General features: G+C 69.7%; 9 protein-coding genes. 5 read left to right on the top strand and 4 right to left on the bottom strand.

The window, feature by feature from the left end:
• Nucleotides 1-92: 92 nt before the first annotated feature.
• Nucleotides 93-1,619, bottom strand: a complete 1,527-nt coding sequence (locus tag ABIA38_RS27645; protein ID WP_424641557.1) for a M1 family metallopeptidase — start codon at nt 1,617-1,619, stop codon at nt 93-95.
• Nucleotides 1,620-1,937: 318 nt separating this feature from the next.
• The gene (locus tag ABIA38_RS27650) at nt 1,938-2,327 is read right to left on the bottom strand and encodes a hypothetical protein (protein ID WP_424641558.1); all 390 of its coding nucleotides are present in this window, start codon (nt 2,325-2,327) and stop codon (nt 1,938-1,940) included.
• A 247-nt stretch (nt 2,328-2,574) separates the two neighbouring features.
• On the opposite strand from ABIA38_RS27650, the gene ABIA38_RS27655 reads away from it, so the two are divergent.
• From ABIA38_RS27655 to ABIA38_RS27665, 3 genes are all read left to right on the top strand, one after another.
• A complete protein-coding gene (locus tag ABIA38_RS27655; RefSeq protein ID WP_424641559.1) occupies nt 2,575-3,540 on the top strand; it encodes an ArsR/SmtB family transcription factor in 966 nt (321 codons plus the stop codon).
• Between the two features lie 443 nt (nt 3,541-3,983).
• Nucleotides 3,984-5,267: a S41 family peptidase gene (locus ABIA38_RS27660; RefSeq protein ID WP_424641560.1), complete on the top strand. Its 1,284-nt coding sequence runs from the start codon at nt 3,984-3,986 to the stop codon at nt 5,265-5,267.
• Between the two features lie 149 nt (nt 5,268-5,416).
• Nucleotides 5,417-6,157, top strand: coding sequence for a class I SAM-dependent methyltransferase (locus tag ABIA38_RS27665; protein ID WP_424641561.1), 741 nt, complete (start codon nt 5,417-5,419; stop codon nt 6,155-6,157).
• Nucleotides 6,158-6,206: 49 nt separating this feature from the next.
• On the opposite strand, the gene car is transcribed toward ABIA38_RS27665, so the two are convergent.
• Nucleotides 6,207-9,746: a carboxylic acid reductase gene (gene car / locus ABIA38_RS27670; protein ID WP_424641562.1), complete on the bottom strand. Its 3,540-nt coding sequence runs from the start codon at nt 9,744-9,746 to the stop codon at nt 6,207-6,209.
• Nucleotides 9,747-10,042: 296 nt separating this feature from the next.
• On the opposite strand from car, the gene ABIA38_RS27675 reads away from it, so the two are divergent.
• On the top strand, nt 10,043-11,008 hold the full coding sequence (locus ABIA38_RS27675; protein ID WP_424641563.1) for a LysR family transcriptional regulator: 966 nt from the start codon (nt 10,043-10,045) through the stop codon (nt 11,006-11,008).
• 25 nt (nt 11,009-11,033) lie between these two features.
• Here the strand turns inward: ABIA38_RS27675 and ABIA38_RS27680 are convergent, their stop codons facing one another.
• A complete protein-coding gene (locus ABIA38_RS27680) occupies nt 11,034-12,557 on the bottom strand; it encodes an MFS transporter (protein WP_424641564.1) in 1,524 nt (507 codons plus the stop codon).
• 385 nt (nt 12,558-12,942) lie between these two features.
• Here ABIA38_RS27680 and ABIA38_RS27685 point away from each other — a divergent pair, with 385 nt between their 5' ends.
• Nucleotides 12,943-13,596 (top strand): hypothetical protein, encoded by a 654-nt coding sequence (locus ABIA38_RS27685; protein ID WP_424641565.1) that lies wholly within the window; start codon nt 12,943-12,945, stop codon nt 13,594-13,596.
• Nucleotides 13,597-13,740: the final 144 nt, after the last annotated feature.

Here is a 13,740-nt window from a genome sequence, read left to right on the forward strand (position 1 = left end):
CCGATGCGTGCCGCGAGGCGGTGCCGAGACCCGGCCGGGTCGCTCCAGGACCGACCGCGCCGTCCGTCCTGGAGTTCACCTCGGACGAAGCATCAACCCCTGTGCTCGTGCGCCGTGTTGGTCTCCTCGATCTTCTTCCAGGACTTCGGCTCCGGCGGCACGTCCGCAGTGGCACCGGGCGCCAGACTCGCCTTCGCCGGGCTCGACGCCGCCACGCCGGCCGGCCCCACCGCGGGCTTCGCCGCCGTGAACAGCCAGGTGTTCAACAGCTCGCCCAGCGGCTTGCCGGAGATCCGCTCCGCGTACGCCTGGAACTCCTGGATGGTCGCGTTGCCGTACTTGTGCTCGGTCGGCCACCCCTTCAGGATCCGGAAGAACTTCTCGTCCCCGACGGCGTTGCGCAGCGCCTGCACCGCCGCCGCGCCCCGGTCGTAGACCGCACCGGCGAACTGATTGGCCGCGCCCGGGTCGCCCGGCTTGACGGTCCAGAACGCGTGGTCGGCCGGGTAGAGGTTGTAGACGTGGTCGGCCAACTCCTGGGCCGTGCCCTCGTTCTCGTGCTCGGACCACAGCCACTGCGAGTACCGGGCGAAGCCCTCGTTGAGCCAGATGTCGCTCCAGCGCTGCAGGGACACACTGTCCCCGTACCACTGGTGGGCCAACTCGTGCACCACGACGGAGGTGTTGGCGCCGTGGGCGAACTGCGCGGGACTGTAGAAGATCTGTCCCTGGGTCTCCAGGGCGTATCCGGTGGGCACGTTGGGCACGTAGCCGCCGGCCGTGGCGAACGGGTACGGGCCGAAGTAGCCGCTCAGCCAGTCGACCAGTTCGCCGGTCCGCTCGAGACTGGCCTGCGCCGCACCGGCGTTGTCGCCGAGGTCCTGGCTGTACGCGGTGCTGACGGGCACCCCGCCCGAGGTGGTGTTGCGGCGGATGTCGAACCTACCGATCGCCAGCGTGGCCAGGTAGGTGGCCTGCGGCTTGTTCTGCCGGTAGTTGTAGCGGGTCCAGCCGGCCCGCGAGCTCTGGGTCGAGGTGCCGTTGCTGATCACCTGGGTGCCGTCGGGCACCTGCACGGAGACGTCGAAGGTGGCCTTGTCGCTCGGGTGGTCGTTGCTCGGGTACCACCAGGCCGCGCTCTCCGGCTCGTTGGCGGCGACACCGCCGTCGGGGGTGCGCTGCCAGGCCGACCGGCCGCCGCGCTCGACCTTGCCGGGCTTGTCGGCGTAGCGGACGACGACGGTGATCGGGCTGCCCTGGGTGATCACCGAGGCGGGGGTGATCTCCAACTCGTGCTCACCGGTGCCGGCGAATGTCGCGGTGCGGCCGTTGACCAGCACCTCCTTCACCTTGAGCACGAAGTCGAGGTTGAAGCGGGTGAGGTCCTGGGTGGCGGTGGCCAGGATGGTGGTGGTGCCTTCCAACTCGTCGGTGGTGGGCTGGTACTTGAGCCGGATGTCGTAGTGCGAGACGTGATAGCCGCCGTTGCCGGCGTTCGGGTAATAGGGGTCGCCGACGCCCGCCGTCCCCGGGCCGCCGGCCTGGGCGGCGGAGGCGGGGACGGACAGGAGCAGGGCGAGCGCGCCGGCAGTGGCGGAGACGATCAGCCGCTTGCGCACAGTGGTCCTCCACAGGGTCGGTAGGACAACGGGTCGGATCGATCCTTGTCCCGACGAACCCCGCCCTACGCGCGAACGATCGAATGTCCGCGAGCCGAAAGCGAGACGAAACGGCGGCGCTGCGACCCGGCGATCCCCCGGCAGACCCCGACGTCCCGTGGGCCATCGCCACCGCCATCCGCAACCGCGCCCAGCCACGCAAGGACGGCCGGGCCGCGTGGGGATCGCCGTTCGGGTGATCCGGCCGCGCGCGAACCGCAGAGCCGCGTCGGGCGCAGCGGTGGTTTCAGGTTGCCATACCGGTGCCGCGAACAGCCGCTACCAGGGGCACTCCTGAAGGTAACCGCCGTGGAACGTCGAGTTGTTGTCCACGTACGGCGCGTACACGTACCCGTAGGCGTATTGCACGTTGCCGTTGCTGTATGCCTCCTGGTAGGCGTGGTACCAGACGTTCCCCTGGTTGTTGATGTCCTGGCCCCTCGTCCAGCAATCGGTGCTGACATAGGCGGGCGCGATGAGGTCCGAGGCGACCTTGGGACTGGCGGACGTGGCCGTCTGGTAGACGCCCACCCCGTGACTCGTACTCAGGTAGATGTCCACGTACGTGGTCCCCGCCGAGGCGCTCCCCGCGGTCATTCCCACTCCGCTCGCGGTGAGCGCCGCGACCGCGGCAGCCGTCGCGACTCGACGTCCGAACTTGATCCTCATATCTGCCTCCTGGCGGGAGAAAAGAACAAAACAACAGGAACATCCGCCTCCGACGGCTCGCTCACCCGGTGGGGCACCCGACGGGCGCAGTTGCCCGGAGGCTTGGGGGATGTGCGGCGGCGGCTTGGGGGATGTGCGGCGGCCGATGATGCGACAGGCTTCGACGGCGGCTCCAGGAAATCGCAGGCCGGTCGGATCGATCGAATGATTCGATATCTTTCGAATGCAGTGGCGACGGGGGTTGCTCGTGATTCGCATCGGGTTGGGCGTTCAGGGGTTGGGCGGCATCAGGTTCGCGGCGTCGCCCCTGGACCCCGCCAAGGACTTGCTCTTCGCGCTCCGCCGCGCCCCGGAGGCGCTCGACGCGCGCTGGCGGATCAGGGCCGGGGAGGCGTTGACGCGGGAGCGGCTCGGGCTTCTCGCGGTGGTGGCCGGCGGCGGCCCGAAGGGTTACGCCCCGGACTTTCTCAGACCCGAACCACAGGGCCTCCACACGAACCTGGACACCGCGCTGCAGCAGGTGGCCACCACCGCCACGGAGCGGATCCGCTACGAGTTGTCCGCCGCCGTCGGCGGCCATTCCTGGGATCCCGGATCCGCTCGTCGGCCGCCCCGACTGCTCTTACAGGCCCTCGAACGTGGTGAGGACCATATCGCGCAGCGGCTGACCACGGAGCTGGCACGGTTCTGGCGCGCCGCGCTCGCGTCGTCCTGGCCCGCCATCCGGGCCCGGTTGGAGGCCGACATCGCGCTGCGGGCGTCCGCGATCACCCGACACGGGCTCGCGGGCACGCTCAACCGACTGGCCCCGAACCTCGAATGGCGCGACGGCGCACTGACCGTCCACCTCCGCCCCGGCAGTCCTCATCGTCTGGCCCTGGACGCGGACGCCGCGATCCTGGTACCCAGCATCTTCACCGACCGGGCCGTGTTCTGTGCCGGCGAACCCGGTGCCCCGGCGCCGCGTACCCCGCTGATCGTCTATCCCGCCGCTCCGGTCGACTGCCTCGCACCGTCGGGCACACACGAGTTGATGGGTGCGACGCGCGCGAAGGTCATGGTCGAGTTGAGTCAGCCTCGTTCCATCACCGAACTTGCCCAGCGCTTGTACCTGAGCCCGCCAACGGTGTCCTACCACCTGCAGATCCTGCACCGAGCCGGACTCGTCAGCCGGACACGCCACTCCCGCCACGTCCTCTACCAGCGGTTGTGACGCGATACCGCCTTCGGACGCCTACCCGGCATGCCATCGCCGCACGACCCGAACTCCCCGCGCACGCACGGTTATAGCGGCCGCGAAGGCATGCCGTCGATCCTTCGCCGGTCCGGTTCCCGGACGGATCGGTCCGCCCAGGGGCGGACCGATCCGTCCGGGGAAACCGACCGTTGCGGCGGATGTCCCCGACCTCGCGGACGATCCAACCTCGTGCCCACCACAGGGCGACCGCGCCGGGGGGACGCGGCGACGCACCACCTCGGAGGCGCGATGAGCCCGCCCGGAACGACCACCGACCGCCGAACCCGTCCACGGCCGGCGCGACGCGCAACCCTCGCGACGGGACTGGCGTTGGCCGCGACCATCGCAGTGGTCGGCCCCGCGCTGGCCGCGCCCCCGGCACTCCCCCGTCCGCGAACCGTCTGGACGGCGCGTGGCGCATGGACGGCTACGGCACACTGATCAGGATCGAGGGCACGCACCTCGACATGTACGACGTCACCAAGGTCGCCTGCGTCAAGAACGACACCGAAGGCGAACGGATCGGCGCGCCCGGCCCGGGCGGGGTCACCCGCTACACCGTCGACGGCGTGCCCGAACTGACGGTGATTCCCCAGGGCCGCAAACACGCCTCGCTCGCCGACGACTTCTCGGTCGGGCGGCGCGGCCTGGAGCGCGTGGCCGGCCCACTACCCGCGAACTGCACCGCGACCCCGTCGACCGACCCGCTCGCCGTGTTCGACCGCTTCTGGGCAAGCTTCGACGAGAACTATCCGTTCTTCGCGGCGAAGGGCATCGACTGGCCGGCCGTCCGTCGACAGTTCCGACCGCTGGTGCGCCCCGACTCGACCGACGCGGAACTCCGGCAGCTCATGAGCGACATGATCCGGCCGCTGAACGACGGGCACACCGCCCTGCTGTACCAGGGCAAACCCGTCTACAGCGGCGAACGTCCCGGAACTCGGCACATCGACAAGGATACGCGCGACAAGGCTCTGGCGGCCGGCGCCGCACATCTGGTCGGCCCGGAGCAGACGTGGTCCGACCGCAGACTCGGTGTGGGTGAACTCCCGGGCCGATTGGGCTACTTGCGGGTCAGCTCGTTCAACGGATACGTCAAGGGCGGCAGCTACGCCGACTGGGAGGCCGTACTCGACCGCGCGCTCGACGCGTTGCTCACCCCGGCGAACGTCTCCGGGCCGAACGCGCTACGCGGCCTGGTGATCGACCTGCGCCTCAACGGCGGCGGCGCCGATCCCCTCGGCCTGCACATCGCGTCGCGGTTGACCGAGCGGGCGTACGTCGCCTACGCCAAGCGGGCCCGCAACGACCCCGACGACCCGACCCGCTTCACCCGACCCCAGCCGATCGTCGTGCAACCCTCCGTCGCCCCGCGCTTCACCGGCGCGATCGCGATCCTGACGAGCGCCAACACGGCCAGCGCCGGGGAAACCTTCACGCAAGCCATGATTGGCCGTACTCCCAAGGTGGTGCGGATCGGCGAGAGCACCCAGGGCGTGTTCTCCGACACCCTGGAGCGGAAACTCTCTCCCGACTGGACCGCGATACTCCCCAACGAGGAATTCCTCGACCGCCACGGCAAAACCTTCGACGGCCCCGGCATCCCGGCGGACGTGAACACCCCGGTCTTCACCGACGACGAACTCGCCAACCTGCAGGACTCGGCCATCGACAGGGCCGAACAAATCCTCGATCGACCCTGACCGTTCATCCGAACGACGGCCACCGGGAGAAACCCCCTTCGAAACCCCGTAGCGCATCCTGGTAACGTACAGTCTCGACTCATCACCACACAGTGATGATTTTCGCCGGCGGGCAGCACACGCGAAAGCCACCGGACCTGGGAGGCGCAGTGGCCGAGGACTCGCATGACGGGGCGATCGTCCCGGGCGGCATCGACTTCGACGCCGTCTACCAAGAGGGGTCGCTCCTGCCGGACTCGGAATTGGCCATGGTGCCCTGGGACATCGGTGCACCGCAGCCGTTTCTCGTCGCGCTCGCGGACAGCGGGCAGTTGTCCGGCGACATCCTCGACGCGGGTTGCGGACTCGGCGAGAACGCACTCTTCCTCGCCGAACGCGGCTACCGGGTAACCGGGTTCGACGCGGCGGCGAGCGCACTGGAACAGGCCGGGGCCCGGGCCGCCGCCCGGGGCCTGGACGTCGCGTTCGTGCCCGCCGACGCCACCACCCTCGCGGGACTGGACCAGGAATTCGACACCGTCCTCGACAGCGCCCTCTATCACTGCCTCGACGAATCCGGGCGCGGCGAGTACGCCGCGGCGCTGCACCGAGTGACCCGCCCGGGGGCGCAGTTGCACCTGGTCTGCTTCGCCGCCGTAAAGGAACCCGGCCTCGACATCCCCTCGTTGGCGGTCACCCAGGACAACCTGCGTACGCACCTGGGCGAATACTGGGACATCCGCGGGATCGAGCCCACGCACTACGTGACCGCGCTCACCCGCGAGGACCTGCAACGGCACCGAACGGTCCTGGAGGCGGCAGGCATCACCGTCGACTCGGAAAAACTGCGCACCGACGACACCGGCCGGGCGCTGGGACCCTCCTGGCACCTGCACGCGATGCGCCGATGACCCACCGGCCGAAACGGCGTCCCCGTGCTGATCGTCCGCGTGGGTCGGGTCAGATCAGGCCCTGCGACCGAAGGTCCGCCACGTACTTGGTGATCAGGTCCTGCGACAGATGGGGGATGTCGTGCTCCCGGTCGAGGGCGGCGGCCCGCACCGCCGCGCGGAATCGGTCCGCCGGCAGGGCGGACCCGGGCAGCGGCTCCGCCGGCCTGGCGAAGGCATGCAGCAGGGGGAGCAGCGAATGTTGCCGCCGGCGGTCGGGCAGACCGCGCATGGCGGTTTCGAAGCGGTCGAGCCACTCGTCGTAGTCGTCGATGCGCACCAGCGGGTGTCCGGTTGCCGCCAGCCAGTCGACGAACGTGTCGAGTGAGATTCCGTCCTCGTGCGGGTTCACGACGTTGTAGGTCCGGTATCCCTCCCGTGTGTCGTCGCCCAGCGAGGCGATGGCCCGGGCGGTGAAGTCCACCGGGAGTCCGTCGTAGTGCGCGCTGCCGCCACCGTTGCTCCGGGCGTAGAAACTGGCCGGGGCGATTCCGGTGGCCAGCAGGCTCAGCAGGAGGCGGGTGAAGACGTCCGGGATGTTGAGCTGGCCCCGGTAACGTCGGTGCGCGAGGATCAGGTTCGAGCGGAACACAGCGACCGGCAGGCCGAATGTGTCGTGCGCCTCGCGCAGCAGCACCTCCCCCGCCCACTTGCCGGCCGCGTAACCGTTCGCGTAGCCGCCGTCGAGTTCGCGCGCCGGGCAGGCCGTGCGGATGTCCGCCGCCTCGTCGGCCGCGGCCTCGTGACCGAAGACGACGGCGACCGTCGACAGGTAGGTGAACTGCTTGACCCGGGAGGTGACCGCCAGCCTGATCAGCTCGGCCGTACCCAGCACGTTGGGGCCGAACAGCTGGTCGTACGGCAGGACATGGTTGACGTGTGCCGCCGGGTGAACGATCAGGTCCACGGTGTCGGCCAGCCGCTGCCAGGTCTCCCGGTCGAGCCCGAGGTCGATCTCCGCGATGTCGCCGGCGATCACCTCCAGGTGCTCGGCCGCCAAGTCGTGGTAGCGCCGGAGGAGTTCCGGATCGCCGCTGTCGAAGGCCGCGACCAGCCGGGTCCGGGCCGACTCGTCGGTGCCGCCGCGGACCACGCACACCAGCGTGCCACCGCGCGCGGCGACGCGCTCCAGCCATTCGAGGCACAGGAAGCGGCCCAGGTAGCCGTTGGCGCCGGTCAGCAGGACGGTCCGGGCCTCGGGCAGTGGCCCGGTCGGCCTGTCGGTCTTCGCCGTGGTCTCCGGGTCGAGGAACGTGTCCGATTTCAGGTCGCCCGCCACGAGCCGCGTCGCGCCCGGTCCGTGGACACTGTCGGCGGTCGGGCGTCGGTGTCCCGACTGTCCCGACGCGAGGGCCTTCTCGATGTGATCGGCCACCTGCCGGAGCGTGTTGACCGGGTTGACGACGACGTTGACCGGGACGTCGACGTGGAAGATCTCCTGCAGCAGCCGGGAGAACGACAGCGCGGAGAGGCTGTCACCGCCGAGTTCGAGGAAGTGTGTGCCCGGCTGCACGTCGCCCTGTCGGTGTCCGAGAAGCGCTTGAGCGGCGCGGAACACGGTTTCCGGCACCGGCCGGGACAAGCCGGTCCGGCGCAGTTCCCGGAGCTCGTCGGTCTCGCGCTCGGTCAGCTCGGTGTACAGCGCTTCCAGGCGCTCGCCGTAGTGCTTCGTCAACGCGGGGCGCAGCAGCTTGCGCACTCCGGAGAGCAACCCGTTCTCCCGGCTGAACGGCTCGGTCTCGATGAGGAAGTCCCGTGGGATCTCGTACGAGTTCAGGCCCGCCTCGGTGGCGAGGCGTTGCAGGGACTCGCGCAGGATCGACCCGAGGCGCCGGGTGTCCTCGCCGGCGCGCTCCAGCACGTCCTGGGTGGGCACGATGACCGCGAGCAGGTAGGCCCGAGCACTGTTCCCGTACACGAAGACTTGGCGGACGACCGGACTGGCGGCGAAGAGAGCTTCGAGGCGGGAGGTGGCCACGAACTCGCCCTGGGACAGCTTGAGGACGTTGGAACGGCGGTCGACGTAGACCAACCGGTCGGGGCCGATCCGGGCCATGATGTCGCCCGTGTGGTAGAAGCCGTCCTCGTCGAAGACCTGGGCGGTGGCATCCGGCCGCTGGAAGTAGCCGGGAACGAGCCGGTCGGACTTGATCAGCAACTCGCCCCTGGGGTGCGGCGAGTCGGTGTGGAAGTATCCCAGCTCGGGCACGTCCGCCAGTTTGTGGTCGGTCACCGGTGGGCGCAACAACCGGCCGTCGAGTGAGAGGACTCCGGCTTCCGTCGACCCGTAGCCGTCGAACAGCCGGACCTGCAGGCAACTCTCCACGAACGCCGTCGTCTCCGCACTGATCGGGGCCGAGGCGCTGGCGGCCCACAGGAGGCGACCGCCCAGGGTCTTCTCCCGCAGTTCCTCCTGCACCCGGTCCGCCTGCTCGGCCGGGTCGCCTCCCGCCTCGTTCCGGTGGGTCGCCTCACTCAGGTAGCGCTGGAAGAGCATGTCGCAGATGCGGGGCACCATGAGGAATTCGGTGGGGCGGACCAGGGAGAGGTCCTCGAAGAGGGTGGACAGGTCGCTCGACGCCACGAAGTAGGCGGTGCCGCCCTTGGCGAGCGTGCCGAAGAGCACACCGCGCCCCATCGTGTGGCTCAGGGGGGTGTAGTTGAGCACGATGCTCGGCCGCGGCTCCTGGTGGGGCACGAAGTCGCCCCAGAACTGGGTGACCAGGCGTTCGGTGTACATGGCGCCCTTGGGGGTGCCCGTGCTGCCCGAGGTGTAGATCAGCGCGCTGAGCGCGTCGGGTGTCGATCCCTCGGGGTTGCGCGGCGCCGGTGGCAGGGTCCGTCCTCGCTCGATGATCGACGCCAGCGTGTCCAGGGTGATGCCTCGGCCCTGCGCCGCGAGTCGCTTGCGCGCGGAGTCCAGTTGCTCCCGGTGAGCGGTGATCTCGGGATGGTGGCCGAAGACGACGATCCTGCCCGGCGCCGGGGCCTCCGCCACGATCCGGAGCACCACCTCGAGGTGCGCCATGTCCACCGCGAACACGCGCGGTCGGGTCTGCACGACGATGGGGGTCAGGTGTGCCGTCGAGGCGCCGGCTTGGAGCGGGACGGTCACCGCGCCGGAGCGCAGGCACGCCAGATCCACCGTGGTGTATTCGGCGCTGGTCGCACCGAGGATCGCGACGAAGTCACCCGGGTTCACGGCGTGGTCGGGGTGGTGCCGCCATTCGGCGGCCACCGCGCCGACGCGTTCCCACAGTTCGCCGTAGGTGATCGTGTCGAATCGCTTCAGGAGGCGCCGCGTGGTGCGGCCCGTTTCCGGGTCGGTGAACGGCTCGGTGGCACGTTCGCCCAGGGCGGGGCGGTCCGCGTACCCCTCCATCACCGTGGCCACGAGGTCGGCGAGCGGTAGGTCCGGCCGCCGGATCGCGTCGGTGACGGCGTCCAGCGGCACGGCCCGGCGGAACTGCGGATCCGTCGCGTACAGGTGGGCGCTGCGCTGAGTGGTCCAGGCGTCGAACTCGTCGGTCGAGGGCTGTGCGTCGGACATGAGTGCTCTCCTCTGTGGCCTTGACGGCCTGTTCCGGGATAGCCAGGCAGTGCGCGCTGGTCAACCGAGGCAATAGCGCACTCGGCGGTTCTACCCTGCGCCGCGTCCGACGATTCCCGGGGCAAAACCGCGCGTTGCGGGGTCCGGGGCCGAGTTCCTTCCGCCCACCCGACGAAACCGATGAACGGGCCGCGCCGGGGATGGCGGCTCAGCCACCGGTCTGCCGGGCGCGGCACCAGCGGCGCGATAGCGTGGAACCGCCATCGGTCTTCAGGGGAGAGATCATCAGCACAACAATGGAACGGCACGAGATCGAGGTGTTCCTGACTCTCGCCGAACAACTTCACTTCGGCCGGACGGCCGAGCGCCTCGGGGTGTCGCAGGCGCGGGTGAGCCAGACCGTCAAGAAGCTCGAACGCCGTTTGGGTGTGCTGCTCTTCGAGCGGACCAGCCGCAAGGTGAAGCTGACCCCGACCGGTCGGCAGTTCTTCGACGATCTGCTGCCCGGCCATCAGCAGATCCAGCGCGCGGTCGTCTCGGCGATCGCCGCGGGTCGAAGCGCTCGCGGGCACCTGTGTGTCGGCTATTCGAGCCCGATGGCGGCCGGCGTGGTGTTGCGCGGGGTCTCCGCCTTCCTCGAACGGCATCCCGGGTGCGAGGTGCAGACCAAGGAGGTACAGCTGTCCGATCCGTTCGGCCCGCTGCGCGCCGCCGACGTCGACCTCCAGCTCACCGAACTCCCCGTCGCCGAGCCGGATCTCGCGACCGGCCCGGCGCTGCTCCGCGAACAACGGGTGTTCCTCGTCCCGACCACGCACACCCTGGCGGCACACGACTCGCTGCGGTTCGAGGACTTGGCGGACATCCCGTGGATCACGGTGGCCGGGGCGGTGCCCGCGTACTGGACGCAGGCCCACTATCCCGAGCACACCCCAGGTGGACGCCGCATCCCCCGCGGACCGGCGGCGACGTACTGGCAGGAAGTCCTGGCCCTGGTCGCCGCCGGGTACGGCGGATCACCGACGTGTGCGCGTGCCGAGCTGTACTACGCGCGACCCGACGTGCGCTACATCCCGGTGCGGGACGCTCCGCCCGTCGAGTATGCGCTCGTATGGCGCACGTCCGGCATGACCCCGCCCCTGCACGAACTGGCCCGACATCTCGTCTCCGCCGCCCGCAAGGACAGTAGCCGGCCTCTTGCCGAGGGTGGGACCGCCGAGTCCGCGGATCGCGGCGTAGGTCCTCCGCCGATCGGGGGTTGACGACGATCGACGGCGGTCGGCCGAACTACGGCCGTGGGACGGAGCCTGCCCAGGCCGGGTCCCGGTCTGCGCCGGCCGGGAGATCCTCCGGTCCGGCGGGCGACGGCATCGCGGCGGCCGTGGCTGTCGTGGCTGTCGAACGGCGCAGGGCCAGGGTGATGAGCATGGCGACGGCCATGCCGGCGGCGGTGAGCAGGACGACGCGGAACTCGCCGTCCGCCGTGGCGTGTTGCAAGGCGTTGCCGGTCTTTCCCGCGGTCCCGATGTCGGCGATGACGGTGAAGACCGCGAGGCCGATGGCGTTGCCGATGTTGAGGGTGGTGGAAGCGATGCCGTTGGCGACACCCTGTTCCTCGGGGGCGGTTCCGGTGGCGGCGGTGATCCACATGGCGGTCCAGACGATGCCCTGGCCGATGCCGGAGACGACGAGCCCGGTCACCACTGTGCCGTAGCCGGCGTCCGCGTCGAAGCCGAAGGCCATGGCGACCGTCCCGAGCACGCCGATCCCGAACCCGGTCAGCAACGCGGTGCGGGTCCCCGTCCGGCTGGTGAGCCGTTCCCCCAGTTGGGTGCCGGCGGCGATCGCGAGCGAGGGGATCAGGAAGGCGAGGCCGGTCTGCAATGCGCTGTAGCCGTGCACGTCCTGCATCAGCACGGTGAGGAAGTACGGCAGCACTCCGAAGGTGCCCATGTTCACGAAGGTGATGAGCATGCCGACGGTGAGACTGCGGTTGCGGAACAGCCGGAACGGTACCAGGGGGTCGGTGCTGCGCGATTCGATCACCGCGAATACCGCCAACAGTACGGCGGACAGCACGAACGCTCCGACCACCCACGGGCTGCCCCAGCCCAGCTCCGGGCCCTCGACGAGCGCGAAGACGAGCACGGTCACGCCGCCGGTGACGCTCAGCGCGCCGGGGAAGTCGAAGCTGCGGCGCCCGCCGCGGATCGGGTCGTCGGGGATCACGGCGAGCGCGGACAACCCGACGAGCACGGCGATCGGCACGTTGACGTAGAACACCGCGGGCCAGCCGAAGCTCTCGGTCAGGACGCCCCCGAGCAACGCGCCGACGGTCAGCCCACTGGCACCCGCGCCGCCCCACACCGCCAACGCGCGGTTCCGCCTAGGGCCTTCCGCGAACAAGGTGTTGATCAGCGACAACGTCGCCGGCAGCAGCAACGCCCCGCCGATCCCTTGCACGGCCCGCGCCGCGATGATCACCGCCGGGCTGCCCGCCAGCCCGCCGGCCAGCGAGGAGACCGCGTACAGCAGCAGCGCGACGACGAACATCCGCCGCCGGCCGAGGAGATCCGCCGCACGGCCGCCCACGAGCAGGAACCCGCCGGCGAACACCACGTACGCACTGACCACCAACTGCCGCGTCTGGCCCGGGAATCCGAGGTCGGACCCGATCTCCGGCAACGCCACGAACACGATGTTCAAGTCCAACGCGTAAACGAACTGGGCCAACGCCAGGAGCGCGAGCACCAGCCCCGGTCGGGCCCCGGCGGGTGCGGACCGCCCTACGGGGAAGGAAGTTTCGGACATGCCTGAAGGCCTCTCGTGGTGCGGTTTTCGAACTCCCTTCAGGCTGGTCACCCGCCGATCCCGAAACAACGACAGAGATCGCAAGGGCCGATAAGGCGCGCTAATCGATGTGCTGCGACGTCTCGGCGCGACGGCGGTCCCCGGCGATGACCGGTGATGACCGGCGGCGGATCGTGGCCCTGAGGGGTCCTCCTCGTACTTCCGAAGCTCGCCCGAGGGAGCGGGCCGCTGCCCTGCCTCAAGGCCGGTCGATGCCCGCGACCTGTAAAGAGAGGCTTTGTCCCGGAACGTTTCACAGTCCCCGGCCGAACGAACCTGCCTCGGCGGCGAGCCGGTGCGGAAATCCGGTTGTCCGAAGGTTGTGGGCACCGGTACCCCTTGGGGCATGAAGTCTTCGATTCGGCGTGTTCGGCATCTGTTGCCGCGTGGTGAGGCCGAGGTTTGGGCGCCGGTTTCCGGGCGGTACGGGGTGCCGGCGTACGGGTGCAAGTATCTGTACACCGCCGGGGTGTTGCGTGAATTCATCGGGGCGGCCGGGTTGCTGGTGGGGCAGGGGCAGTATTTCGCGGCCGCGTCGCTGTCCTTGAATGGTGCGGAGCTGGTCGGGCGGTGTGTCTCGGAGCGGACCGAGCAGGGGGTTACCCAGCGGTTGCGCAATGGGCTGGGGTATTTGGAGAACCTCGAGGCGGCCGCGGCGGGAGAGCAGCTTCCGGAGGCCGACGCACTGGTCAAGCTGCGCGGCTTCACCGCGCATCCGACGCTCGAACCACCGGTCGGGTCGGAACTCCAGTTCTCGCACGCCGCGTTCGGGTACCTGCTCGATCGGCTCGCGCTGGCCGCCGATCGGCTGTGGACGGATGCCGACGCGAGTGTCGTGCGGAAGTTCTCCGGTGCGAAGATCGCGCCGATGCGCGCGGACGGCGACAACCGGTACGTCGAAACCCTGCTGGCGCACATCGACGCGGGTCACACACCGGGGACGCGAATCCCGTACGAGGAGAGTTGGCGGGGGCGTACCGCCGCGGTGGTCGGTCGCTGAACCCCCGCGTGATCGCGCCTTCTTCGGCTTCGTCATGCACGTGCTCGTGCAAGGCGGCCGAGACCCGGAGCTCTGCTTCCGAGGCACCGGTGGCCAACCGCCGGTCGACGGACCGGCGGTCCGCAGTCACACACACGTCGTGGA

This window comes from Embleya sp. AB8 (genome assembly GCF_049739465.1).
GTDB lineage: Bacteria > Actinomycetota > Actinomycetes > Streptomycetales > Streptomycetaceae > Embleya.